At 73.1% G+C, this 22,833-nt stretch carries 27 protein-coding genes; 17 read left to right on the top strand and 10 right to left on the bottom strand.

Annotation, left to right across the window (positions count from 1 at the left end):
* Window positions 1–49: 49 nt before the first annotated feature.
* The 4 genes from EDF38_RS03575 to upp all read right to left on the bottom strand — a co-directional run bounded on the left by EDF38_RS03575 (window position 50) and on the right by upp (window position 4,257).
* Window positions 50–1,426: a deoxyribodipyrimidine photo-lyase gene (locus tag EDF38_RS03575; RefSeq protein ID WP_123354019.1), complete on the bottom strand. Its 1,377-nt coding sequence runs from the start codon at window positions 1,424–1,426 to the stop codon at window positions 50–52.
* A complete protein-coding gene (locus tag EDF38_RS03580; protein ID WP_123354020.1) occupies window positions 1,423–1,971 on the bottom strand; it encodes a MarR family winged helix-turn-helix transcriptional regulator in 549 nt (182 codons plus the stop codon). Before EDF38_RS03580 ends, EDF38_RS03575 begins: the two co-directional genes overlap by 4 nt.
* Before the next feature lie 356 nt (window positions 1,972–2,327).
* On the bottom strand, window positions 2,328–3,131 hold the full coding sequence (locus EDF38_RS03585; protein ID WP_123354021.1) for a winged helix-turn-helix domain-containing protein: 804 nt from the start codon (window positions 3,129–3,131) through the stop codon (window positions 2,328–2,330).
* A 493-nt stretch (window positions 3,132–3,624) separates the two neighbouring features.
* Entirely contained in the window at window positions 3,625–4,257 is a 633-nt protein-coding gene (upp, locus tag EDF38_RS03590) for a uracil phosphoribosyltransferase (protein ID WP_123354022.1), read from the bottom strand.
* Between the two features lie 89 nt (window positions 4,258–4,346).
* On the opposite strand from upp, the gene EDF38_RS03595 reads away from it, so the two are divergent.
* Window positions 4,347–4,796 carry a nucleoside deaminase gene (locus EDF38_RS03595; RefSeq protein WP_199734648.1) on the top strand — a complete coding sequence of 150 codons (450 nt, stop codon included), beginning with the start codon at window positions 4,347–4,349 and terminating at the stop codon, window positions 4,794–4,796.
* 66 nt (window positions 4,797–4,862) lie between these two features.
* Here EDF38_RS03595 and EDF38_RS03600 read toward each other — a convergent pair whose 3' ends face one another.
* Window positions 4,863–5,825: a cation diffusion facilitator family transporter gene (locus EDF38_RS03600; RefSeq protein WP_123354024.1), complete on the bottom strand. Its 963-nt coding sequence runs from the start codon at window positions 5,823–5,825 to the stop codon at window positions 4,863–4,865.
* Window positions 5,826–5,872: 47 nt separating this feature from the next.
* Between EDF38_RS03600 and proC the strand changes: the two genes are divergently transcribed.
* Window positions 5,873–6,727: a pyrroline-5-carboxylate reductase gene (proC, locus tag EDF38_RS03605; protein ID WP_123354025.1), complete on the top strand. Its 855-nt coding sequence runs from the start codon at window positions 5,873–5,875 to the stop codon at window positions 6,725–6,727.
* Between the two features lie 51 nt (window positions 6,728–6,778).
* Here proC and EDF38_RS03610 read toward each other — a convergent pair whose 3' ends face one another.
* Together EDF38_RS03610 and EDF38_RS03615 are read right to left on the bottom strand one after the other, a co-directional pair.
* Window positions 6,779–7,450, bottom strand: coding sequence for a TrkA family potassium uptake protein (locus EDF38_RS03610; RefSeq protein WP_123354026.1), 672 nt, complete (start codon window positions 7,448–7,450; stop codon window positions 6,779–6,781).
* Window positions 7,443–8,891, bottom strand: coding sequence for a TrkH family potassium uptake protein (locus EDF38_RS03615; RefSeq protein ID WP_370275509.1), 1,449 nt, complete (start codon window positions 8,889–8,891; stop codon window positions 7,443–7,445). Before EDF38_RS03615 ends, EDF38_RS03610 begins: the two co-directional genes overlap by 8 nt.
* Window positions 8,892–8,934: 43 nt before the next feature.
* On the opposite strand from EDF38_RS03615, the gene EDF38_RS03620 reads away from it, so the two are divergent.
* The 5 genes from EDF38_RS03620 (at window position 8,935) to EDF38_RS03640 (ending at window position 10,822) form a co-directional block, all read left to right on the top strand.
* Window positions 8,935–9,462, top strand: coding sequence for a helix-turn-helix transcriptional regulator (locus EDF38_RS03620; protein WP_123354028.1), 528 nt, complete (start codon window positions 8,935–8,937; stop codon window positions 9,460–9,462).
* 161 nt (window positions 9,463–9,623) lie between these two features.
* Window positions 9,624–9,818, top strand: a complete 195-nt coding sequence (locus EDF38_RS03625) for a helix-turn-helix domain-containing protein (protein WP_123354029.1) — start codon at window positions 9,624–9,626, stop codon at window positions 9,816–9,818.
* A 106-nt stretch (window positions 9,819–9,924) separates the two neighbouring features.
* A complete protein-coding gene (locus tag EDF38_RS03630; RefSeq protein ID WP_003792170.1) occupies window positions 9,925–10,023 on the top strand; it encodes a 30S ribosomal protein bS22 in 99 nt (32 codons plus the stop codon).
* 233 nt (window positions 10,024–10,256) lie between these two features.
* Complete coding sequence (locus EDF38_RS03635) at window positions 10,257–10,523, top strand: glutaredoxin family protein (RefSeq protein WP_123354030.1); 267 nt, start codon at window positions 10,257–10,259, stop codon at window positions 10,521–10,523.
* Window positions 10,520–10,822: a Dabb family protein gene (locus EDF38_RS03640; protein WP_123354031.1), complete on the top strand. Its 303-nt coding sequence runs from the start codon at window positions 10,520–10,522 to the stop codon at window positions 10,820–10,822. Before EDF38_RS03635 ends, EDF38_RS03640 begins: the two co-directional genes overlap by 4 nt.
* An 89-nt stretch (window positions 10,823–10,911) precedes the next feature.
* Here EDF38_RS03640 and aspS read toward each other — a convergent pair whose 3' ends face one another.
* A complete protein-coding gene (gene aspS / locus EDF38_RS03645) occupies window positions 10,912–12,246 on the bottom strand; it encodes an aspartate--tRNA(Asn) ligase (RefSeq protein WP_123354032.1) in 1,335 nt (444 codons plus the stop codon).
* A gap of 82 nt (window positions 12,247–12,328) precedes the next feature.
* Between aspS and EDF38_RS03650 the strand changes: the two genes are divergently transcribed.
* Genes EDF38_RS03650 through ccsB form a run of 5 tightly spaced genes read left to right on the top strand, consistent with a single transcriptional unit; the run spans window position 12,329 to window position 17,268 of the window.
* Window positions 12,329–12,976 carry a histidine phosphatase family protein gene (locus EDF38_RS03650; protein ID WP_123354033.1) on the top strand — a complete coding sequence of 216 codons (648 nt, stop codon included), beginning with the start codon at window positions 12,329–12,331 and terminating at the stop codon, window positions 12,974–12,976.
* Window positions 12,973–13,605: a TlpA disulfide reductase family protein gene (locus EDF38_RS03655; RefSeq protein WP_123354034.1), complete on the top strand. Its 633-nt coding sequence runs from the start codon at window positions 12,973–12,975 to the stop codon at window positions 13,603–13,605. The genes EDF38_RS03650 and EDF38_RS03655 overlap by 4 nt, the downstream gene beginning before the upstream one ends.
* On the top strand, window positions 13,606–14,385 hold the full coding sequence (locus tag EDF38_RS03660) for a cytochrome c biogenesis CcdA family protein (protein WP_123354035.1): 780 nt from the start codon (window positions 13,606–13,608) through the stop codon (window positions 14,383–14,385).
* Window positions 14,369–16,234 carry a cytochrome c biogenesis protein ResB gene (locus tag EDF38_RS03665; RefSeq protein ID WP_123354036.1) on the top strand — a complete coding sequence of 622 codons (1,866 nt, stop codon included), beginning with the start codon at window positions 14,369–14,371 and terminating at the stop codon, window positions 16,232–16,234. The genes EDF38_RS03660 and EDF38_RS03665 overlap by 17 nt, the downstream gene beginning before the upstream one ends.
* Window positions 16,231–17,268, top strand: coding sequence for a c-type cytochrome biogenesis protein CcsB (gene ccsB / locus EDF38_RS03670; protein WP_233572180.1), 1,038 nt, complete (start codon window positions 16,231–16,233; stop codon window positions 17,266–17,268). The genes EDF38_RS03665 and ccsB overlap by 4 nt, the downstream gene beginning before the upstream one ends.
* 80 nt (window positions 17,269–17,348) lie before the next feature.
* On the opposite strand, the gene EDF38_RS03675 is transcribed toward ccsB, so the two are convergent.
* Complete coding sequence (locus tag EDF38_RS03675) at window positions 17,349–18,332, bottom strand: o-succinylbenzoate synthase (protein ID WP_123354037.1); 984 nt, start codon at window positions 18,330–18,332, stop codon at window positions 17,349–17,351.
* Window positions 18,333–18,409: 77 nt separating this feature from the next.
* Between EDF38_RS03675 and EDF38_RS03680 the strand changes: the two genes are divergently transcribed.
* The 4 genes from EDF38_RS03680 (at window position 18,410) to EDF38_RS03695 (ending at window position 21,978) form a co-directional block, all read left to right on the top strand.
* The gene (locus EDF38_RS03680) at window positions 18,410–18,829 is read left to right on the top strand and encodes a hypothetical protein (protein WP_148061442.1); all 420 of its coding nucleotides are present in this window, start codon (window positions 18,410–18,412) and stop codon (window positions 18,827–18,829) included.
* Window positions 18,830–18,928: 99 nt separating this feature from the next.
* Window positions 18,929–19,837: a 1,4-dihydroxy-2-naphthoyl-CoA synthase gene (locus tag EDF38_RS03685; protein WP_123354039.1), complete on the top strand. Its 909-nt coding sequence runs from the start codon at window positions 18,929–18,931 to the stop codon at window positions 19,835–19,837.
* Window positions 19,838–19,886: 49 nt separating this feature from the next.
* Window positions 19,887–21,023, top strand: a complete 1,137-nt coding sequence (locus EDF38_RS03690) for an AMP-binding protein (protein ID WP_123354040.1) — start codon at window positions 19,887–19,889, stop codon at window positions 21,021–21,023.
* Between the two features lie 10 nt (window positions 21,024–21,033).
* Complete coding sequence (locus EDF38_RS03695; protein ID WP_233572184.1) at window positions 21,034–21,978, top strand: 1,4-dihydroxy-2-naphthoate polyprenyltransferase; 945 nt, start codon at window positions 21,034–21,036, stop codon at window positions 21,976–21,978.
* On the opposite strand, the gene EDF38_RS03700 is transcribed toward EDF38_RS03695, so the two are convergent.
* A complete protein-coding gene (locus EDF38_RS03700; protein WP_123354042.1) occupies window positions 21,975–22,262 on the bottom strand; it encodes a DUF4229 domain-containing protein in 288 nt (95 codons plus the stop codon). The two genes, EDF38_RS03695 and EDF38_RS03700, sit on opposite strands and share 4 nt — an antisense overlap.
* 198 nt (window positions 22,263–22,460) lie before the next feature.
* On the opposite strand from EDF38_RS03700, the gene EDF38_RS03705 reads away from it, so the two are divergent.
* Window positions 22,461–22,820 carry a PLDc N-terminal domain-containing protein gene (locus EDF38_RS03705; protein WP_123354999.1) on the top strand — a complete coding sequence of 120 codons (360 nt, stop codon included), beginning with the start codon at window positions 22,461–22,463 and terminating at the stop codon, window positions 22,818–22,820.
* Window positions 22,821–22,833 lie beyond the last annotated feature (13 nt).

The raw sequence follows: 22,833 nt of genomic DNA on the forward strand, positions 1-22,833 counted from the left end.
CGGTCGGTGGGGGCGAGCGTGGTGCTCTCGGCGTCGCCGGTCGTCGACGTCACGACGGGTCGGGCGACGACCGCCGCATGGCCTCGTAGGCGTCGAGGGCCCGGCGGCGGGACTCCTTGAGGTCGACGATCGGCTCGGGGTAGCCGTCGTCGTCGACCTCGGGCACCCACTCCTTGACGTAGTTGCGGTGCTTGTCGAACTTGTCTGCCTGCAGCACGGGGTTGAACACGCGGAAGTAGGGCGCCGCGTCGGCGCCCGACCCGGCGGTCCACTGCCAGTTCGCCGGGTTGTTCGCCTCGTCGGCGTCGACGAGCGTGTCCCAGAACCACTGCTCGCCCACGCGCCAGTCCACGAGCATGTTCTTGATCAGGAAGCTCGCGGTCACCATGCGCACGCGGTTGTGCATCCAGCCCGTCGTCCACAGCTGCCGCATGCCGGCGTCGACGAGCGGCACGCCCGTCCGGCCCCGGCGCCAGGCGTCGATCTCGTCCTCGGGGACGTCGGCCCAGGGGAAGTCCTCGAACTCCGGGCGGTAGCTGACGGTGGCGAGGTCGGGCGAGGTGAAGAGGATCGTGTGGTTGAACTCGCGCCAGACCACCTCGCGGAGGAAGGCCTGCGCCCGCTCGCGCGACGCCGCCGGCAGGTCGCCGCGCATGCGGTGCCAGATCTGGAACGGGCTCACCTCGCCGAAGCGGAGCCGCGGCGACATGCGGCTCGTGGCCTCCTGCGCCGGGAAGTCGCGGTCGCCGTAGTCGGCGAGGTGACCGGTCGCGAACTCCTCGAGGTGGTCGAGGCCGGCGGCCTCGCCGGGCGTCCACGTCTCGCGGAGGCCCGCGGCCCAGTCGGGCTCGGTCGGCAGCAGCTGCCACGAGTCGAGGTCGTCGCTCGCCGGCGCTGTGTCGGGCGCGGTCAGCGACTCGGGGGCGTCGAGCGGGTGGCGCGGCTCCGGACGCTCGAGGCAGGCCCGCCAGAACGGCGTGAAGACCTTGAACGGCTGTCCCTGGCCGGTCTGCACCGTCCACGGCTCGAAGAGCAGGTTCGCCTGGTGGCTCTCGGCCTCGACCCCACGGTCGCGGAGGCCGGCCTTGAGCTCGGCGTCGACGTCGCGCGGGCCCTTGCCGTAGCGGCGGTTCCAGTGCACGGCCCCGGCGCCCACCTCGTCGACGAGCGCCGGGAGCTCGCGTCCGGCGGGGCCGCGACGGAGGGTGAGGCCGACGCCGAGCTCGCGCAGCGAGGCGTCGAGCGCCGTGAGGCTGTGGTGCAGCCACCAGCGCGCCGCGCCGCCGAGGGGCCGGACGCCCGGCGACTCGTCGTCGAGGAGGTAGAGGACGACCACGGGCCCGCCGCGGTCGACGGCGGCCTGCAGGGCCGGGTTGTCGGCGACGCGGAGGTCGTCGCGGAGCCAGACGATCGTCGGCGGGGTCACGAGGCGGCGCCCGTCGGGCCGGGGGCGGTCGTCGAGGTGTCGGCGGGCGCCTCCCCGGCGGTCGGGTCGACCTGGCCTGCGCCGTCGTCGCCCTCCGCGCGGTCGTCGTCGGTCGCGCCGAGGCGGAGGCGCGTGCAGAGGTCGGTCAGCGCGACGAGCTCGTCGTGGTCGAGGCTGCCGCCGACCCGGCTGCGGATCGCGGAGGCGTGGCTGACGGCCGTGCGCCGGTAGAGGTCGTAGCCGGTCGAGGTCATGGAGACGATGATGCCCCGGCCGTCGCCCGGGTCGCTCAGCTTCTCGACGACGCCCTTGGCCGCGAGCCGGTCGACGAGGCGGCTGATGCTCGGCTGCGTGAGGAGAAGGTGCCGGGTCAGGTCGCGGATGCGGGCACGCCGCTCGGGCTGGCTCGAGAGGTTGAACAGCACGTCGTACTCGTTGAACGAGATCTCGTCGGTCGGGAAGGCGGCGTGCAGCTCGCGCATCACCGACACCTGCGCGCGGAACAGCGCCTCCCAGGCGCCGACCGCCACGGATGTCTCGCTCATGGACGACCTCGCGTTCTCTCGACGTCGAGTGTAGGGAGGACGGCCCCGGGATGTACGCCGGTCGTGATGGTCGATGCCGACGCATGCTCTCCGGGGTGCGGCGACCGCGGGTGACCGGTTCCGGCGGGGCGCGGCGACCCGTGGGTCACGGCGCCTGGGCCGCTCGGTCACGACGGGCGGGCCGGGACGACAGAAGGCCGGTCGCTGTCGCGACCGGCCTTCTTCCCTTGCACCAAGAGTTGTCCTGCAATCACATCTCGTCTCGACCGCCACAGCAAACGATGTCGACGTGGATCACTGTATAACGGCGAGGTAACGGCGTCTAGTTACCGAACCGTTATGAAGCTGGGAACTTCCTAGAAGACGTCGGGCGACGGGGTGGACGCGTGGCGGATCGAGACGTCGGCGTGCCGGTCGAAGCGGTAGCCGACGCCGCGCACGGTGCGGACGATGTCCTCGAAGGCGCCGAGCTTCGAGCGCAGGCGACGCACGTGCACGTCGATGGTGCGCTCGTTCGGGGCCTCGCCGTCGTCGGCCGACCAGAGGCCGGCCACGATCTCGGCGCGCTCGATGGTGCGGCCCTCGCGCAGCACGAGGTACTGCAGCAGCTCGAACTCCTTGTAGGTGAGGGGAGCCGTCTCGCCGTCGAGCAGGACGCGCTTGCGGGAGATGTCGACGACGACGCCGCCGCGGGCGCCGGGCTCGTCCTCCACCTCGACCTTGCGGTGGGCGGCCTGGGCCGAAGGGTCCTGCAGGGCGAGGCGGACGACGTCGACGTCGCGGCCGCCGGCGGCGATCGGGGCGAGGGCCACGGCCGCGTGCGTCTCGGCAGCGGGGGCGAGCTGGGCGACGAGCGCCTTGATCTGCGCCACGACGTCGCCGAGGTCGGTGCCCGACTGGGCGGCCTTGAGCTCGTCGAGGCCCACGTAGAGGGCGAAGCCGCGGGCCTCGGTGCCCTCGGGGAGGGCGCGCTGCCGGGGCGTCGCCGGTGCGGCGGGCGCGGCCGGCGCGGCGGTCTTGGCAGCTCGGGCGGCGGGGGCGGCGACGGGTCGGCCCGTCGGCGCGGCGAGCGGGCGGCCGCTCGGAGCGGTGCGCGCGGCGGCGGCGGCGGGGGCGGTCGTGGCGACGGGGGCGGCGGGGCGGTCGAGGATGAGGGACATGGCTACGCGGGGTCCTTGCGTGGGGGGAGCGGCCGGCCCCGGAGGCGACGGTGGTCCGGGTACGGGTGCTCGAGGTGTGTCGGTGCCCGGCCCGTGCGGTGCACGGTGCAGACGGGCGGTGGGCCGCCGAGCGGGGCTCGGTGACCGGGGGATGCGCGTCGAGGGTGGAGACGCGTGTGCATCCGGGAGCCGCGGCTCAGCAGCAGGGTCGTGCTGCGAGCTCGTCACCGCGGTCAGGAGCGGTGGTCGGCGACTCGGCGAGACGTGGCCGGATCAGGCACACATTCGACACATGACCGCGTGCATCGGCATCATCGCGCCGGTGCTCCCGAGGGCCTCGAAGGAGGTCGGGATGAACACGCTGTCAGTCATGTCGCGAGTCTGCAACAGTGCGTCGCCGTGTGTCAAGGCGAGACGACGACGCGCCCGATCCGTGCGCACGCCGCAGGGCGTGACCGGATCGGGCGCGGAGGCTCGGGCGGGGAGGGGCGCGTCAGGCCAGGCCGTAGAGGCGGTCGCCTGCGTCGCCGAGGCCGGGGACGATGTAGCCGTTCTCGTCGAGCTTCTCGTCGACGGCGCCCAGGACGATGCTGACGTCGCGTCCGTGCATGGCCGCCTCGACGGCCGCGAGGCCCTCCGGCGCGGCGAGGATGCAGACGGCGGTGACGTCGACGGCGCCGCGGTCGAGCAGGTAGTCGATCGCCGCGATGAGCGAGCCGCCGGTCGCGAGCATCGGGTCGAGCACGAAGCACTGGCGGTTCGAGAGGTCGTCGGGCAGGCGCTCGGCGTAGGTCGTGGGCTGCAGCGTCTCCTCGTCGCGGACCATGCCGAGGAAGCCGACCTCGGCGGTCGGGACGAGCTTCGTCATGCCTTCGAGCATGCCGAGTCCCGCGCGGAGGATCGGCACGACGAGCGGGCGGGGCTGGCTGATCGCGAGGCCGGTCGTCGGGGCCACGGGCGTCTCGATGTCGACGGGGGTGGTGCGGACGTTGCGCGTCGCCTCGTAGGCGAGGAGCGTGACGAGCTCTTCGGTCAGGGCCCGGAAGGTCGGCGACGGCGTGCCCTTGTCGCGCAGCACGGTGAGCTTGTGGGTGATGAGGGGGTGGTCCGCTACGTGCACTCGCATAGGCTCAACGGTAGCCCAGACGGGCCCGCCGCCCGCACCCTCGCACCAGGAGACCCGTGACCCTCGTCCCGCCCGAGTTCGCCGTGTGGATGGGTGCCGCCCTCGCCGAGGCCGAGGCCTGCCGGGCCTCCGGCGACGTGCCGGTCGGCGCCGTCGTCCTCGACCGCGACGGCACGGTCATCGGCACCGGCCGCAACGAGCGCGAGCTGCGCCAGGACCCGACCGCGCACGCCGAGGTGCTCGCGCTCCGGGCCGCCGCGCGGAGCACCGGCGACTGGCACCTCACCGACGCGACCCTCGTCGTGACGCTCGAGCCGTGCCCGATGTGCGCCGGCGCCGTGCTCGCCGCCCGCGTCCCGCGCGTCGTCTACGGGGCCTGGGACGAGAAGGCCGGAGGCGCGGGCAGCGTCTACGACATCACGCGCGACCGCCGCCTGCCGCACCGCGCCGAGGTGTTCGCCGGGGTGCGGGAGCCGGAGTGCCGGGCGCAGCTGGACGCGTTCTTCGCCGAGCGACGGGGCGCCGCGACCGAGGCGTGACCGGCGCGGCCCGCCGCGGCGCGCCTCCTCGGTTCGCGCCTCCTCGGGGCCCGCCCGACGACGACGTCAGTCGGCGGCGCGGATGACGATCGCGTCGGTCGACGGGTCGACCTGGCCCGGCGCCACCCAGACGTCGGGTTCGACGTAGATGACCCGGGCGATCGGCACGGCCGCGCGCACGCGGTTCTCGATCGCGTTGATCGCGCTGGCCACGTCGCTGAGCACGGTGCGGCCGGGCATCGCGACCTTGACGCCGAGCAGCAGCTCGTCGGGGCCGAGGTAGAGGGTCTTCATGTGGATGATCGACTCCGCCTCGGGGCCGTCGAGCACGGCGGCGCGCATCGCCGCGACGTCCTCGGCCGAGGCGCCCTCGCCGACGAGCAGGCTCTTCGTCTCGATGCCGAGCACGACCGCGACGGCGACCAGCAGCAGGCCGATGGCGAGCGTGCCGACCGCGTCGAAGACGCCGTTGCCGGTGATCCAGGTGAGCACGACGCCGACCATGGCGAAGGCGAGGCCGAGGAGGGCCGCGGCGTCCTCGAGCAGCACGACGGGCAGCTCGGGCGCCTTGGCGCGGCGGATGAACGCGGGCCAGCTCATCGAGCCCTTGGCCGGGCGTGCCTCGCGGACGGCGGTGCGGAGCGAGAAGCCCTCGAGGGTCAGCGAGATCGCGAGCACGAGCACCGGCAGCCACGGCACGTCGAGCGGGTGCGGCTCGCGCAGCTTCTCGACCCCCTCGTAGAGCGAGAAGACGCCGCCGACGCTGAACAGGATGATCGACACGACGAAGGCGTAGACGTAGCGCTCGCGGCCGTGTCCGAAGGGGTGCTCGCTGTCGGCCGCCTTCTTCGCCTGCCGGCCCCCGAGGAGCAGCAGCAGCTGGTTGCCCGAGTCGGCCAGGGAGTGCACGCCCTCGGCGAGCATCGACGACGACCCGGAGAAGAACCAGGCGACGAACTTCGTCACGGCGATGCCGAGGTTGGCGCTGAGCGCCGCGATGATCGCCTTGTTGCCGCCGGAAGTGCTCATGGTGTCGCGTCCCCTGTCGTGGTCGTGCTCGATCCTAGGATGGCCTGATGGCCACCACTCTCCCCCAGACCGCGATCCTCGGTGCCGGCTCGATGGGCGGTGCCGTGCTCTCGGGCCTCCTCGCGCCCGGAGTCGAGGTCGAGGGCGGCGTCAACGTGACGAACCGCACCGAGGCGAAGGCCGGTCCGCTGCGCCGCGACGGCGTCACCTCGCTCGCCACCGAGACCGACCCCGGCGCCAACGCGGCGGCGGTGGCGGGGGCCCGCGTGGTGCTCGTCGGGGTCAAGCCGCACATGGTCGTCGACCTCCTGCGCGAGATCGGGCCCGCGCTCGAGCCCGGGGCCGTCGTCGTCAGCCTCGCCGCCGGCGTCACGACCGCGACGATGGAGGAGGCGCTGCCCGCGTCGGTGCCCGTGCTGCGGTCGATGCCCAACACGCCCTCGCACGTCGGCCTGGGCGTGACCGGGCTCGCCGCCGGGTCGCGGTCGTCGGACGCCGACCTCGAGCTGGCCCGCTCGCTCTTCGCCTGCGTCGGCGACGTCGTCGTCGTGCCGGAGGAGCAGATCGACGCGCTCAGCACGATCTCGGGCTCGGGCCCCGCCTACGTCTTCTACCTGGTCGAGCAGCTGCAGGAGGCGGCGGTCGCGTTGGGCTTCACGCCCGCCCAGGCCGCCACCATGGTGCAGGGCACGTTCCGCGGGGCCAGCGAACTGCTCGCCGCCGCCGACGACGCGGGCGACGCCCCCGACGCGCCGGCCGAGCTGCGCCGCCGGGTGACGAGCCCCGGCGGCACGACCGAGCGGGCCGTGGCCGTGCTCGCCGACGGCGGGCTCGCCGACCTGTTCGGGCGGGCCGCACAGGCCGCCCTGGCCCGCAACCGCGAGATCGCCGAGGGGCGCTGAGCGCAGGCGCGCAGTGCGCAGTGCGGAGGCGCGCAGGTGGGTGCGGGCGCGTCAGCCCTCGAGCGCCGCGAACTTCTCGATGGCGCGGCTCTCGCCCGACACGATGATGAGGTCGTGGTTGCTGATGACCGTCTCCGGCCTCGCCTCGGTGAACGCGCCTCCCGGGCTCTTGACCCCGACGATCGTCACGCCGTGCTTCTTGCGGATGTTCGAGGTCGCGAGCGACACCCCGCGCACCGGCTTCGGCGGGTACATCTTGACGATCGCGAAGGCGTCGTCGAACTCGATGTAGTCGAGCATGCGGCCCGAGACGAGGTGGGCGACGCGCTCGCCGGCCTCGCGCTCGGGGTAGATGACGTGGTTCGCCCCGATGCGCGCGAGGATCTTGCCGTGCGACTGGCTGATCGCCTTGGCCCAGATCTGCGGCACCTTGAGGTCGACGAGGTTGGCCGTGATCAGCACGCTCGCCTCGATCGACGAGCCGACGGCGACGACGGCGATCGAGAAGTCCTGCGCGCCGATCTGCTTGAGCGCGTCGACGCTGCGGGCGTCGGCCTGGACGGCGTGCGTCACGCGGTCGGCCCACTTCTGCACGAGGCCCGCGTCGGTGTCGACGGCGAGGACGTCGCGGTCCTGCCGTTCGAGCTGGCCGGCGGTGGCGGCCCCGAACCGGCCGAGGCCGATGACGAGCACCGGGGCGTCGTGCTTGATCCTGTCAACCAACGATCGGTCGCTCCTCGGCTCTCGTGAACAGCTGGCGTCGCTGGCTGGCGGCCAGGGCGACGGAGAGCGTCACTGTACCAACGCGGCCCATCCACATGGTGACGGCGAGCACGTACTTGGCCGAGTCGGGCAGCCGTTCGGTCAGCCCGGTCGACAGTCCCGACGTGGCGAACGCCGAGATCGTCTCGAACAGCACGTGGTCGAGCGGCTCCTTCGTGATGTGGAGGATGAGGACGCTCGAGACGGCGACGATGGTCGCGCCCCAGAGCACCACGCTCACCGACAGGCGCAGCACGTCGCTCGGGATCCGGCGCCCGAACGCCTCCATCGAGCGGTTGCCGCGCGCCTCGGCGAAGGCGGCGAGGAAGAGCACGGCGAGGGTGGTGACCTTGATGCCGCCGGCCGTCGAGGCCGAGCCGCCGCCGATGAACATGAGCATGTCGGTCACCAGCAGGGACGACCCGTTGAGGTCGGAGACCTGGATCGTCGAGAAGCCGCCCGACCTCGTCATCATGCTGAGGAAGAGCGACTGGAAGACGGTCGGCCCGGCCTCGATGTCGCCGAAGGTGTCGGGGTTGTCGAACTCGAGCACGATGTACAGCGCCGTCCCCGCCACGATGAGGATGGCCGTCGTCAGGAGGGTCAGCTTGACGTGCACCGACCAGCGGCGCGGGTTGCGGGGGTTCCGCGCCAGGGCGTAGATCACCGGGAAGCCGATGCTGCCGAGGAAGACGCCGATCATGATCAGCGTCAGGAAGACGTAGTCGTTCTCGAACGCGGCCAGGCCCTCGGCGTTCGGCGTGAAGCCGGTGTTCGTGAACGCCATCGCCGAGTAGTAGAAGCTGTCGAGCACGGCGTCGACGAGCGGCATGCCGTCGGCCAGCACGCGCGGGATCATCAGCAGCGCGATCACGACCTGGATCACCGCCGAGCTGAGCGCCACCGTCGCGAGCAGGCCGCCGACCTCCCCGAGGCGCACCGCCTGCCCCTCGGGCACCGGGCCCGCGTGCGCCCGGAGGGGGTTGCTGTCGGAGGCGGCCAGCAGCCGGGCGCGGAGGCCGAGCTTGCGCGACACGACGAGGCCCATGATCGACGCCAGCGTCAGCACGCCGATCGCTCCGATCTGCACCCCGACGAAGATGACGACGTGGCCGAAGAGCGACCAGTGCGTCGCCATGTCGACGGTCGCGAGGCCCGTCACGCAGATGACCGAGACCGCCGTGAAGAGGGCGTCGACGAGCGGCGTGCGACCCGGGCCCGCCGACGAGATCGGCAACGAGAAGATCAGGGTGAACACGACGATCAGCCCGGTGAAGACGAGGATCGCGAAGCGGGCGGGGGAGTGCCTGCCGATGTCGTCGACGTACTCGGACAACCGCGAGAAGAGGCTTCGCGGCTCGCCGCGCGAGGGGCGCCGAGCGGCGACGGGGGCACGCGTCACGGTCGTCATGGTACTCGCGGGCGGTCGTCGTTACTGTTGCAGCATGCCCGACATCTTCGCCGTGATCGCCGACGGGACCCGCCGCGACCTCCTGAGGGTGCTGCTCGACGCGCACGTCTCCGTCGACTCGGCCACCGGCGACGTCAGCGTCGGCCAGATGGTCACCGCGCTCGGGCTCAGCCAGCCGACGGTCTCGAAGCACCTGCGGGTGCTGCGCGACGCCGGCCTCGTGCACGTCCGCGAGGTCGGGCAGCACCGCTTCTACGGCATCGAGACCGTGCCCCTCGAGACCGTCGAGGACTGGCTCGTGCCGTTCCTCGGCGCCGGGGCCGTCGACGACCTCGACGGAGCCGCCTCGGGCGCCTTCGCCGCCTGGGCCGGCGCGACCATGCCCGCCCCGATCCGACGGGCCGCCGAGTCGCTTCCCGACGCGGGGGACGTCGGCAGCCAGCTGGGCCGCGCCGTGGCGGACGCGCAGCACCGCGCCTCCTCGGCCCTGCACGACGCGACGAGCGCGCTCGACGAGCGCGTCATCGAGCCGGTGCGCAAGCGCCTCGGCCGCGGGGCCTGACCCCCGGCAGGAGGCGCGTCCCGCCGACCGCACGACCGCCTGCGTGCCCCCACCACGGGCGATTGCACCGCGTCGCACGCCGCCCCTAGAGTTGCGGACGGGCACCACGGTGCCGACGCCGTGGCACCCGCCGCGGCGGGCAGCTGCGGGAGGGGGACGTCGTGTCGAACGACCTGTCGGACGTGAGGTTCCTCACGGTGGCCGAGGTGGCCGACATGATGCGCGTCTCGAAGATGACGGTCTACCGCATGGTGCACTCCGGCGAGCTGCCGGCGATCCGCTTCGGGCGGTCGTTCCGGGTCCCCGAGTCGGCCGTGGCGGCCGTGCTGCGCACCGGCGTGGCCGACGTGGGCTAGCTCACTTCGACAATCTCGGATCGCCCTTGTAGACTGGTCCGAGGCATTTTTCCGCGGTTCTGTTCCGGACCCGGTCGTCCGAATCAGTCCAATCAGCGAGGTCCTCATGGGTTCAGTCATCAAGAAGCGTCGCAAGCGCATGGCGAAGAAGAAGCACCGCAAGCTGCTTCGCAAGACGCGCCACCAGCGTCGCAACAAGAAGTAGACGACGCGTGAAGTGTGCCCTCGACCGTTCCGGTCGGGGGCCATTTCTCGTTGGTCGACCTGCTTCCGTGCCTGTGGCGCCCTGCCGGGCGCGCGGGCGCTGCGCGCCCTGTGGCGTCGCTCCGGTCCGCCGCCGCCGGTGGCCGTGCCTGTGATGCCCAGGGCCAGCGAGCCAGCCAACCAGCCAGGCGCGGGCGGCGGGGGCGTTCGGGTGGGCGCAGTAGGGTCGAGGGCGTGCCCGTTCCTCAGATCACGCTGTTGACCAAGCCCGGCTGCCACCTCTGCGACGACGCCCGCACCGCCCTCGACGCCGTCCTCGCGGAGGGCGAGTTCGAGGCCGCGCGGCTCGCCTACGACGAGGTCGACATCCTCGGCGACGCCGCCCTCCGCGACGAGTACGCGGAGGAGATCCCCGTGGTGCTGATCGACGAGCGCGTCCACACCATCTGGCGCGTCGAGCCCGACCGCCTCCGCACCGCCCTCCGGAAGGCCCTCGCATGACCGTCAAGCACATCGTGATCTGGAACCTGAACGCCGCCGACGACACGGCGCGCGACCGCGACGCGGCCCGCATCGACGAGCTGCTCACCGGGCTCGTCGGCACCGTCGAGTCGATCCGGTCGCTCGAGGTCGTCCGCAACGTCGCCTACCCCGAGGCCAACGGCGACGTCGCCGTCGTCGCCGAGTTCGATGACGTCGAGGGCCTCGACGCCTACGTCGTCCACCCCGCGCACCAGGAGGCCGCGGCCGAGATCCGCACCCTCGTCACCGGCCGCGGCGCCATCGACTACCAGGCCTGACCGGCCGGACGCAGACGAGGAGGCGCGGTGCAGGGATCCCTGCACCGCGCCTCCTCATCGCGTCGAGCCCCGCGCCGCGGGGCGCGGGCCTACGGCGTGAGCCGGGTCGGCCCGCGGAACAGGAACGTCACCTCGCGGAGGTTCGGCTGGTGCAGCATGAGCATCAGCACCCTCGCCAGGCCCATGCCGAAGCCGCCGTGCGACGGGGCGCCGTAGCGGAAGAAGTCGAGGTAGCCGCCGAGCTCCTCCGGCTTCATGCCCTTCTCGCGGATCTGGGCCTCGAGGACCTCGACGCGGTGCTCGCGCTGCGCTCCCGTCGTGATCTCGGTGCCGTTGTAGATGAGGTCGTAGCTCTTCGTGAGCTGCGGGTCGTCGTCGTGGCGCATGTGGTAGAAGGGCCGGATCGAGGCGTCGTAGTCGGTGAGGAAGACGAAGTCGTGGTCGTACGTCTCCTTGACGTAGGCCGCGATCTGGCGCTCGCCCTCCGGGTCCATGTCGGCGTCGGCGCGGGGCACGACGTAGCCGCGGTCGGCGACGATCTGCTTCGCCTCGGCGAGGGGGATGCGCGGGAACGGCGTCGTCGGCACGGCCAGGTCGACGTCGAACAGCTCTCTGACCTCGGCGCCGTGCTTCTCGACGACCGCGGTGAACGCGGCGACGAGCAGCTCCTCCTGCATCTGCATGACGTCCTCGTGGCTGTCGACGTAGCTGATCTCGGCGTCGACGCTCGTGTACTCGGTCGCGTGGCGCGACGTGAACGAGGGGTCGGCGCGGAAGACGGGGGCGATCTCGAAGATCTTGCCGAAGCCGGCCGCCTGGGCCATCTGCTTGAAGAACTGCGGGCTCTGGGCGAGGAACGCGCTGCCCTCGAAGTACTCGACCTTGAACAGCTCGGCGTTCGACTCGCTGGCCGACGCCATGATCTTCGGCGTGTGCACCTCGACGTAGCCACGCTCGACCCAGTAGGTGCGCATCGCGTGCTCGAAGGTCGTCTGCACGCGGAAGATGAGGGCGTTGCGGGGCACGCGCAGGTCGAGGAAGCGCCAGTCCATGCGCTTGTCGATGCCGCTGTCGGCCGCGATCGGCGTCTCGGGGTCGGCGAGGCTGTCGACGACGAGGCCGTCGACCTTCACCTCGATGCCGCCGAGCTTGACGCGCTCGTCGTGCTTGAGCTGACCCGTGACCGTGACGAAGCTGCCCTGCGAGAGGCCCGAGATCGCGTCGGCGATCTCGTCCGTCTCGCCGGCCTCGGCGAGGACGTCGGCCGCCGTGCGCGGGCGGACGAGCTGGACGGCGCCGGACTCGTCGCGGAGGACGACGAACTGCACCTTCTTCTGGTCGCGGACCGTGTCGACCCATCCGGACACCGTCACGGGGCCGTCGGGGAGGGGCGAGAGGTCGCTGATGAGGGTGCGTTCGATCACGGGGCGAGAGTTTACCGCGACGTCGAGCTTTCCGGCTCCCGTGAGGGAGGTGGGAGCGCGGGCCCGACCTAGACTGGAGGGCATGCCCGCCCAGCAGATCCACCTCGTGCGCCACGGCGAGGTGCACAACCCCGACCACGTGCTCTACGGCCGACTCGAGGGGTTCGGGCTCAGCGAGCTGGGCCACCGCATGGCCGCCTCCTCCGCCGCGATGCTGGCGCAGCAGGGCGCCCCCGTGGCCGCTCTCTTCGCCAGCCCCCTCCAGCGCACCCGCGAGAGCGCCGCGCCGTGGGCGGCCGAGTTCGGGCTGCCGGTGCAGGTCGACGACCGCCTCGTCGAGCCGACGAACAAGTACGAGGGCCGCCGTTCCGACTTCACCGTGGCCAAGCAGCTGGCCGTGCCGGCCGAGTGGCCCTGGATCGTCAACCCCCTGAAGCCGAGCTGGGGCGAGGCCTACGTCAGCATCGCCGCGCGCATGCTCGCGGCCGTCGAGGACGCCTGGTCGACGACCGAGGGCGGCGACGCCGTGCTCGTCAGCCACCAGCTGCCGATCTGGATGGTGCACCGCAGCGTCACCGGCGCCCGCCTCTTCCACGACCCCCGTCGTCGTCGCTGCTCGCTGTCGAGCGTCACCACGCTCGAGCGTCGGGGCGACCGCTTCGTCGAGGTCGGCTACCAGGACCCGGCGAGCGAGCTGCTCGCGGACGCCGTCGACCTGGGGGCCGTGTGAGCACCTCGACCACCACGACCGTCCGCGCCCGCCGCCGCGTGCTCGGCGGCCTCGCCGCCGCGGCGGCCCTGACCGTCGCCCTCGTCGGCTGCACCTCGTCGAACGACGGCCTGGCGCAGCAGTACGCCGACGGCGGCACCGCGAACTACATCACCGGGGCCGGCCAGGTCACCGAGGTGCCCGTGGCCGACCGCACCGACCCGGTCGAGTTCACCGGCACCACCGACGCCGGCGACGAGGTCTCCCGCTCCGACTACGACGGCGAGGTCGTCGTGCTGAACTTCTGGTACGCCAGCTGCCCGCCCTGCCGCGCCGAGGCGCCCGACCTGCAGCAGCTCAGCGAGACGTACGCCGACCAGGGCGTGCAGTTCCTCGGTGTGAACGTGCGCGACCAGGCGCAGACCTCCCTGTCGTTCGCCGACACGTTCGGCGTCACGTACCCCTCGGTCGTCGACGCGAACGACGGCGCCGTGCAGCTCGCCCTGGCGGGCACGATCGCCCCGAACTCCGTGCCGACCACCATCGTGCTCGACAAGCAGGGCCGCATCGCCGCGCGGATCCTCGGGGGCCTCGACGGGCCGAGCATCCTCCGGCAGCTCGTGGCAGACGCCGTCGCCGAGCAGGCCTAGGTGTACCAGGGCAACCCCTTCTTCGACGCGGTCGCCGGCGGACAGCTCGCCGTCGCGCTGCCCGTGGCGCTGCTCGCCGGGCTCATCTCGTTCCTCTCGCCGTGCGTGCTGCCGCTCGTGCCGGGCTACCTCGGCTACGTCGGCGGCCTGACCGGCGGCGCCCGCCGCGAGGGGGTCAGCGCGGCCCGCGCCGCGTCGCGCGACCGACGCCGGGTGGTGCTGGGGGTGCTCCTCTTCATCGCGGGCTTCTCGCTCGTCTTCGTCGGCGGCAGCCTCGCGTTCTCGGCGGCCGGCTTCTGGCTCATCCAGTGGCGCGACCTCGTCGTGCGCCTCATGGGCCTCGTCGTCATCGCCCTCGGGCTCGTCTTCGTGGGGCAGTTCACGTTCCTGCAGCGGACGATCAAGCCCGGGTTCGTGCCGGCCACCGGCCTCGCCGGCGCCCCGCTGCTCGGCATCGTGTTCGGCATCGGCTGGACGCCGTGCATCGGGCCGACCCTCACCGCCATCTACGCGCTGTCGTTCACGAGCGGCTCGGCGACCCAGAGCGTGCTGCTCGGCCTCGCCTACTGCGTCGGCCTCGGCGTGCCGTTCCTGCTCGTCGCGCTCGGCCTCGGCTGGGCGTCGCGGTCCATCTCGTTCGTGAAGCGCCACCTGCGCGTCGTCAACATCGTCGGAGGTCTCGTCCTGGTCGTCATCGGTCTGCTCATGGTCACCGGCCTCTGGTCGGCCCTCATGTCGTCGGTCGGGGCGGTGATCGCGGGCTATGGCACGATCGTCTGACCGCACCGCGCCCGGGTTGCGGCGCGACCCGGCGGGGCAGCACCGCACCGCCGAGCAGGGCCCGCCGCCGCAGGGCACCGCCGCCGGGCTGACCGCCGACGACGAGACCGACGTCACGGGCGACCCGCTCCGGCCGAGCGACCACGTCGACGGCGTCGCGGCGCCGGCCCCCGGCGGGGGAGGGGACGGCGTCACCCAGCCGCGCCTCGGCCCGATCGGCTACCTGCGCTTCTTCTGGCGCCAGCTGACGAGCATGAAGACCGCCCTCTTCCTCCTCATGCTGCTCGCCGTCGCCGCGATCCCCGGCTCGCTCGTGCCGCAGCGCACGTCCGACCCGAACGGCGTCGTCCAGTACCGCACCGAGCACCCCGACCTGTTCCCGGTGCTCGACAAGATCGGCGTCTTCGACACGTACGCGTCGCCGTGGTTCTCGGCGGTCTACCTGCTGCTGTTCATCTCGTTGATCGGCTGCATCGTGCCGCGCACGAAGCACCACTTCGAGGCGCTCCGCGCCCGCCCGCCCAAGACGCCGGCGCGCCTGTCGCGGCTCGCGGGCTACCGCTCCGTCACCATCGCCGGAGGCGCGGAGGGCTCGGGCCTCGACCCCGCGTCCGCCGTCGCCGCGGCCCGCGCGCAGCTGAGACGCGCCGGCTACCGCACCGAGGTGTTCGGCGACTCGGTCAGCGCCGAGCGGGGCTACGCGCGGGAGACCGGCAACCTCGTCTTCCACTCCGCCCTCGTCGGCGTGCTGCTGACGGTCGGCATCGGCGGCGGCCTCGGCTACACCGGCCAGCGCGTCGTCGTGGAGGGCCAGACCTTCACGAACGCCCTCGTCGCCTACGACTCGTTCAACCCGGGCCGCTGGTTCAGCGACTCGCAGCTGTCGCCCTACTCGTTGACCCTCGACCGCTTCACGACGAAGTACGAGGAGAAGAACCGCGACGCGATCGGCCAGCCGCTCGACTACACCGCCGACGTGACCGCCCGTACCCAGGACGGCGACTCGAGCCAGCAGACGATCAAGGTGAACAGCCCGCTCGCGATCGGCGGCTCGAACGTCTACCTGCTCGGCAACGGCTACGCCATGGACCTCACGGTCACCGCGCCCGACGGCACCGAGCCGTTCACCGACACGATCCCGTTCCTGCCGCAGAACGCCGACCTCATGTCGCAGGGCGTCGTCAAGGTGCCCGACGGGCTCGCCGAGCAGATCGGCATGATCGGCTTCTTCTACCCGTCGGCCGTCGACACCGAGGACGGCTCGGGCATCATGGCGTCGAGCTACCCCGACCTGCTCAACCCGGTGCTGAGCCTCAACGTCTACGAGGGCGACCTCGGCCTCGACGACGGGGTGCCGCAGTCGGTGTACTCGCTGACGACCGACGGCATGACCGAGATCGCGGGCGCGGCGGCGGACGACGGCACCAAGGCGCTCAAGCTCACGCCCGGCGAGACCGCCGACCTGCCCGGCGGCCTCGGCACCGTGACCTTCAACGGCGTGAAGCGCTTCGCGTCGCTCGACGTGCACCACGACCCGGCCCAGCTCTGGGTGCTCGGCTTCGCCGGCCTCACCTTCGCCGGCCTGCTGACGGCCCTCTTCGTCCCGCGCCGCCGCGTCTGGGTGAAGGCCTCGACGACCGACGACGGCCTGCGGCTCGAGTACGCGGGCCTCGCCCGCGGCGAGGACCCGACCCTCGTGCGCGCCGTCGGCGACGTCGCGTCGCGGCACCTGACGACGATGGGCGTCCCGGCCGACGTCGCCCGCGACCTCGCCCGCGAGGACTCCGCCTCGACGTCGAACGACACCCCGACGGGCCCGGCGCGCCGCGGACGTAAGATCTCCTCGTGACCGCCACCGACCTCGCCTATTACTCGCTCGTCGCCGTCTACTCGGCGATGGCGATCTACACGATCTCGTTCGTGGCCTACGCCCTCGACCTCGCCAAGCGCTCCGGCGACGCGCAGCTCGCCGCGAAGGCCGCGACCGCGCCGGCGGCCGTCGGAGCCGAGGCGCAGGGCGCGGGCGCCGAGCGGGTCGTCACGGCCTCGGCGGGCGGCCGCACCGTGGTGCTCGACCGCACGGCCACGGCGGCGGGCGGGGCCGACGCTCCCCGCGCCTCCTCGTCGGGTCGACGTCCGTCGCGCTTCGAGCGGGTGGCGACCTCGATGCTCGTCCTCGGCCTCGTCGTGCACGTCGTGTCGGTCGTCTTCCGCGGCCTCGCGGCCGGTCGCGTGCCGTGGGCCAACATGTTCGAGTTCTCGCTGACGGGCACCGCGATCATCGTGGGCGTCTTCCTCGTGGTCCGGGTGTTCGTCGACGTGTCGTACCTCGGCGCGTACGTCACGGGCCTCAACCTGATCCTGCTCGCCATCGGCACGGTCAACTACTACGTCGCCGTCGTGCCGCTGCAGCCGGCGCTCCAGTCGGCCTGGCTCGTCATCCACGTGCTCGTCGCGATCATCGGCACGGGCTTCTTCGCCATCGCCGCCGGGCTCTCGGCCGCCCAGCTGGTGCAGACGAAACGAGACCAGGCCAAGCTCGCGAACCTCCGCTTCATGGACACCCTGCCCGAGGCCGACCGCCTGGAGGACCTCGCCTACCGCGTGGCCCTGGTCGGCTTCGTGCTGTGGACCTTCACGCTCATCGCCGGCGCCGTCTGGGCCGAGCGGGCCTGGGGCCGCTACTGGGGCTGGGACACCAAGGAGGTCTGGACCTTCATCATCTGGGTGCTCTACGCCGGCTACATCCACGCCCGGGCGACGCGCGGCTGGCGCGGTGCCCGGTCGTCGTGGCTGTCGATCATCGGCTTCGCGGCCGTCATGTTCAACTTCTCGGTCGTCAACGTGTTCTTCAAGGGCCTGCACGCGTACTCGGGCCTCTGAGTCTCTGAGCTTCTGATCCTCTGAGTCTCGGGCCCCCGGCGTCTCCCGGCTCGTGAGCGCCCGACGGCCGTGACGCGGCCTCAGCCCGCCAGCACCGCCCAGGAGGCGCAGAGTCGGCCCAGCCACCACTCACGTCGGTCGTCGGGGGCGGCGTGCCGCCGCAGCAGGTCGACGTCGACGTCGATCCGCCGCACGTCGACCGCCCCGTCGACGGGCAGCAGCGGCTCGCGCGTGACGTCGGCGGCGAGCAGCGCCGCCGTGCCGAGCCCGCAGTCGTGCCGCAGGTCGGGGACGGCCGCCGCGAGGTGGGCGCCCATGCTGAGGCCGACGGACGTGTCGAGGGCGCTCGAGACCACGACCGGCAGACCGGCGGCCGCGACGAGGGCGAGCGCCGCGGTGACGCCGCCGAGCGGCTGGGCCTTGACGACGAGCAGGTCGGCAGCACCGGCCCGGGCCACCGCGAGGGGATCGGCGGCCTTGCGGACGCTCTCGTCGGCGGCGACGGGCACGCCGAGCCCCGCGGTGCGCCGCCGCAGCTCGGCGAGCTCGGGCACCGAGGCGCAGGGCTGCTCGGCGTACTCCAGGCCGTGCGGTGCCAGGGCGAGCAGCGCCTCCTCGGCCTCGTCGACCGACCACCGGCCGTTCGCGTCGACGCGGACGCGTCCCTCCGGCCCGACGTGGGCGCGGGCGGCGGCGACGCGGGCGACGTCGTCGGCGAGCGTCTGGCCGGCCTCGGCCACCTTGACCTTGACGGTGCGGCAGCCCGGGTAGCGCGCCAGCACGCCCGCGACCTCGTCGGGACCGACCGCGGGCAGCGTGGCGTTGACCGCCACCGACGAGGCACGGGGCGAGAGCTCGGGGCCCCAGCCGAAGTCGACCGCCGCCGCCAGCCAGGCCGACGACTCGTCGGGCAGGTACTCGACGAAGGGGCTGAACTCGGTCCAGCCGCGGGGCCCCTCGACGAGGAGCACCTCCCGCACGGTGATGCCGCGGAACCGCGTGCGGAGCGGCAGCTGCACGACGTGGGCGTCGCGGACGAGCTCGTCGAGCGGGGGCAGCGTCACGGGGCGGGGCGGGGGCGTGTCTCGGCCGGCTGTCGTCACCGGGCCAGTCTGGCACCGGGCCCCGGACGCTAGGGTCGATGACCATGGCCGCATCGTCCGACGCTCCCGACCCCCGCCCCGAGGCGGGCCGCGACGAGGCCCCGGGCGGCGCCGACGGCCTCGACGTGCTCGACGCGGAGGCGCACGGCGTCGACCCGGCCGAGGCCGACGCCGCCCCCCGCAGCCGCCGGCTGGGCGTCGTCACGCTCGTGCTCGCCCTCGTGCTGCTCGCGGTCGACGGCGTCGCCGTGGGCCTGCTGCAGGCCGAGCTCGTCACGGCGGCGGCCTCGCTGGCGCTCGTGACGATGCTCGCCTCGATCGTCGTCGGCGTCGTGGCCCTCGTCGCCGTGGCCCTCCGCCGGGGCCGCTGGCCCGCGGTGGCGGCCGTGCTGCTCTGCGTGCTCGCGAACCCGTTCGTGCTCGTCTGGCTGCTCGGCCAGGTGCTGCCGACCTCCTGACCCGCGGCGGTCCCGCCCGGCGTCGGCCGACCTCCCGTCGTCCGGGCACCGGGCACCGGGCACGGGGCACGGGGGCCGCCCGGTCGTAGGCTGGACGTCATGACCCACGCCGTCTCCGACCTGTTCGACCCGACCGAGTGGCGGGGGGTGCCGGGCTTCGACGACCTCACCGACGTGACCTACCACCTCGACGTCGAGGGCCGCGTGGCGCGCGTCGCGATCGACCGACCCGAGGTGCGCAACGCCTTCCGCCCGCGCACCGTCGACGAGCTCTACCGCGTGCTCGACCACGCGCGCCAGCAGAGCCGCGTCGGCGTCGTGCTGCTGACCGGCAACGGCCCGAGCCCGAAGGACGGCGGCTGGGCGTTCTGCAGCGGCGGCGACCAGCGCATCCGCGGCCGCGACGGCTACAAGGCCGAGGGCGCCGAGGCGAACGTGGCCGACCCCGCCTCGGCCGGGCGCCTCCACATCCTCGAGGTGCAGCGCCTCATCCGCTTCATGCCCAAGGTCGTCGTCGCCGTGGTGCCCGGCTGGGCGGCCGGCGGCGGCCACTCGCTGCACGTCGTCTGCGACCTCACGATCGCCAGCCGCGAGCACGGCCGGTTCAAGCAGACCGACGCCGACGTCGGCTCGTTCGACGCGGGCTACGGCAGCGCCTACTTCGCCAAGCAGATCGGCCAGAAGCTCGCCCGCGAGGTCTTCTTCCTCGCCGAGGAGTACAGCGCCGACCGCGCCTACGAGATGGGCGCCGTCAACCGCGTCGTGCCGCACGCCGACCTCGAGCGGGAGGCGCTGGCCCTGGCCCGCGTCGTGCTCACGAAGTCGCCGACCGCGATCCGCATGCTCAAGTTCGCCTTCAACGCCACCGACGACGGCATCGTGGGCCAGCAGGTCTTCGCCGGCGAGGCGACCCGCCTCGCGTACGGCACGGACGAGGCCGTCGAGGGCCGCGACTCGTTCCTCGAGAAGCGCGAGCCCGACTGGTCGCCCTTCCCGTGGCAGTACTGACCCTGCGCGCCCTGCGCGCCCTCGCGACCGGGACGAGGAGGCGCGGCGCGTGACCCGTCCCCTCCTCGCCGTCGACGGCCGTGACGCGTCCGCCGTGCTCGAGGCCCTCCGCGACGCGCTGGGCGGGGGGCCGGCCGTGGCGCCGCGGGCCGATCCCTCGGCCCCGACCGACCTGCCCGCCACCGTCCCGCAGGCGGTCGCCCTCGTCGTCGAGACGAGCGGGTCGACGGGCCGGGCAAAGCGCGTCGCGCTCGGCGCCGACGCCCTGCTGGCCGGCGCCGCGGCGGCCGACGGCGCCCTCGGCGGGCCCGGGCGGTGGGTGCTCGCCCTGCCCGCCCACTACGTCGCGGGCACGAACGTGCTCGTCCGCTCGATCGCGGCCGGCACCGAGCCCGTGCTGCTCCCCGCCGGGCACTTCGACCCCGTCGCCTTCGCCGACGCGGCCGCGCGGCTCGACCACCCCGTCCGGTACTCGTCGCTCGTGCCCGCCCAGCTCGCGACGGCGCTCGACGCCGCCGACGCCGACCGGGGCGTCGCCGCCGCGCTGCGCTCGTTCGCCGCGGTGCTCGTCGGGGGGCAGGCGACGCCGGCGGCCCTCGTCGAGCGGGCCCGCGCCTCCGGCGTCCGGGTGGTGCGCACGTACGGGTCGAGCGAGACGAGCGGGGGATGCGTCTACGACGGCGTGCCCGTCGGTCGGACCAGCGTCGAGGTCGTCGACGGCCAGGTCGAGCTCGCCGGGCCGTCGCTCGCGCTCGGCTACCTCGACGACGACGAGCGCACCGCGGCGGCCTTCGTCGAGCGCGACGGGCTCCGCTGGTACCGCACCGGCGACGCCGGCGAGGTGTCGGCCGACGGCGTGCTCACGGTCACCGGCCGGCTCGACGACGTCATCGTCTCGGGCGGCGAGAAGGTGTCCCTCGGCGTGGTCGAGCGGGTGGTGCGCGAGCAGCCGGGGCTCGGCCGGGTCGTCGTCGTCCGCGCGGCCCACGACCGGTGGGGCGAGGTGCCGGTCGTCGTGACGGACGCCGCGCCTCCGGTGCTCTCGGCCCTCCGCGCGGTCGTCGTCGCCGCCGCCGGCCGGGCCGCGGCGCCCGACCGCGTCGTCGTGGTCGACGTGCTGCCGACGCTGCCGAGCGGCAAGCCCGACCGCGCCGCCCTCGCCCGGCTCGTCGCGACCGCGCCGTAGGATCGTCGTCGTGGCACGAACGACGACGAAGAACCCCAAGCGCAGCGGACGACCCGGGGGCCGACCCGGCCGTCAGCCGGCGCGCCGCGTCACGGCCCGCGACTGGATCGGCGGGGCGCGCCTGCGCACCCTGCCCCTCGCCGTCGCCCCGGTCGCCCTCGGCACCGGCGTCGCCCGGGCGAACGGCGGCTGGGACCTCGCGCTCGCGCTCCTGTGCCTCGCGGTCGCGGTCTTCCTGCAGGTCGGCGTCAACTACGCCAACGACTACTCCGACGGCATCCGCGGCACCGACGCGTTCCGCGTGGGGCCGGCTCGACTGACCGGGTCGGGGGCCGTGAAGCCGCGCACCGTCCTCCGGGTCGCCCTCGCCTCCTTCGCCGTCGCGGCGGTCGCGGGCGTCGCGGTCGTCGTCGTCACGCAGCAGTGGTGGATGCTCGCGGTCGGCGCGGCCGCCGTCGTCGCCGCCTGGTTCTACACGGGCGGCAAGCGCCCCTACGGCTACAACGCGCTCGGCGAGGTCTTCGTCTTCGTGTTCTTCGGGCTGGTCGCCACGGTGGGCACGACGTTCGTGCAGCTCGGGCGCTTCCCCGCCGACGCGTGGATCGCGGGGGTCTCGGCGGGCCTGTTCGCCTGCGCCGTGCTCATGGTCAACAACATCCGCGACATCCCGCAGGACGAGGCGGCGGGCAAGCGCACCCTGGCGGTCGTCGTCGGCGACTCCGTGGCCCGGGCGCTCTACGCGACCTTCCTCCTGCTGCCGTTCCTCATCCTCGTGTGGTTCGGCTTCCTGTACTTCCACGCGCCGTACGTGTACTTCACCCTCATCGTCGCGGTGCCGGCGGCCGTCATCGGCGTCACCGGCAAGACGCCCCGCGAGCTGATCCTCGCGCTGCAGCTGTCGTCGCTGACGGCGCTCGTCTACGCGTTGTCGCTGACGGCCGTGCTCTTCGCCTAGGAGGCGCGCGGTCCGTCTTCGGGGTGGCGGGCGTCGTGCTCGGCGAGCTCGTCGTCCTCGGCCAGGCTGTCGCGGTCGAGCGGCTCGGGCCGCGAGCGACGCTCGGCCAGCTCGAGGGCGACCTCGCGGCGGAGCCGGGCGAAGAAGATGTACGAGACGCAGAACGCGACCAGCGCCGCGAGCAGCGTCGCGAGGTACGGGTTCGGCAGCAGGAGCACGAACACGACGAGCGCGACGAGGAAGACGCCGAGGCGGACGATCGTGTACTTGACCCAGGGTTTCACCCCGCGATCCTAACCGCGGAGGCTGGGCGTGAGAGCCGCGCCGCCCGGCCTCCGCCGAGCCGCCGCGAGCCCGCCGTCGCGCGGACGACACGAGTTCGACCTCGTGGCGACGGACGTCGTCCATCCCCGGGTCACGGGACGGCAACGTCTCGTCCGGCACCCAGTCTCCGTCCGGCCACGCAGCCTATGCTCGGGGACATGGTGAAGTTCCTGGTGGTCGCGATCGTGGCGGCGTCGGCCTTCGTCATCTACGCCCTCATCGACTGCCTCTTCGCCGAGTCGTCGCGGTTCCGAGCCCTGAACAAGCCGCTCTGGGCCGTGATCATCGTGGTCCTGCCCGTGATCGGCGCCGTCCTCTGGCTGCTGCTCGGCAAGAACCGCTCCGGCGGCCGCCAGGCTCCGCGTCGCTTCGTCGCCCCCGACGACGACCCCGAGTTCTCCGGCCGGTCGAGCAGCACCATCACCGACCTCGACCGGGAGACGACCGACGAACGCATCCGACGGCTCGAGCAAGAGCTCGCCGACCTCGACAACGACGACAAGACCGGCACCGCCTGACCCCGAGGGCGAC

Source organism: Frigoribacterium sp. PhB160 (assembly GCF_003751785.1).
In the GTDB taxonomy this organism is placed as follows: domain Bacteria; phylum Actinomycetota; class Actinomycetes; order Actinomycetales; family Microbacteriaceae; genus Frigoribacterium.

Bases quoted from the DNA above. Each gene is read 5' to 3' on its own strand.
- EDF38_RS03665 (WP_123354036.1), top strand. From the start codon at position 14,369: ATGGCACGATCGTCTGACCGCACCGCGCCCGGGTTGCGGCGCGACCCG.
- EDF38_RS03580 (WP_123354020.1), bottom strand. From the start codon at position 1,971: ATGAGCGAGACATCCGTGGCGGTCGGCGCCTGGGAGGCGCTGTTCCGC.
- EDF38_RS03620 (WP_123354028.1), top strand. From the start codon at position 8,935: ATGCCCGACATCTTCGCCGTGATCGCCGACGGGACCCGCCGCGACCTC.
- upp (WP_123354022.1), bottom strand. From the start codon at position 4,257: ATGCGAGTGCACGTAGCGGACCACCCCCTCATCACCCACAAGCTCACC.
- EDF38_RS03630 (WP_003792170.1), top strand. From the start codon at position 9,925: ATGGGTTCAGTCATCAAGAAGCGTCGCAAGCGCATGGCGAAGAAGAAG.
- EDF38_RS03680 (WP_148061442.1), top strand. From the start codon at position 18,410: ATGACCATGGCCGCATCGTCCGACGCTCCCGACCCCCGCCCCGAGGCG.
- EDF38_RS03585 (WP_123354021.1), bottom strand. From the start codon at position 3,131: ATGTCCCTCATCCTCGACCGCCCCGCCGCCCCCGTCGCCACGACCGCC.
- EDF38_RS03650 (WP_123354033.1), top strand. From the start codon at position 12,329: ATGCCCGCCCAGCAGATCCACCTCGTGCGCCACGGCGAGGTGCACAAC.
- EDF38_RS03685 (WP_123354039.1), top strand. From the start codon at position 18,929: ATGACCCACGCCGTCTCCGACCTGTTCGACCCGACCGAGTGGCGGGGG.
- EDF38_RS03595 (WP_199734648.1), top strand. From the start codon at position 4,347: ATGGGTGCCGCCCTCGCCGAGGCCGAGGCCTGCCGGGCCTCCGGCGAC.
- EDF38_RS03640 (WP_123354031.1), top strand. From the start codon at position 10,520: ATGACCGTCAAGCACATCGTGATCTGGAACCTGAACGCCGCCGACGAC.
- proC (WP_123354025.1), top strand. From the start codon at position 5,873: ATGGCCACCACTCTCCCCCAGACCGCGATCCTCGGTGCCGGCTCGATG.
- EDF38_RS03600 (WP_123354024.1), bottom strand. From the start codon at position 5,825: ATGAGCACTTCCGGCGGCAACAAGGCGATCATCGCGGCGCTCAGCGCC.
- EDF38_RS03705 (WP_123354999.1), top strand. From the start codon at position 22,461: ATGGTGAAGTTCCTGGTGGTCGCGATCGTGGCGGCGTCGGCCTTCGTC.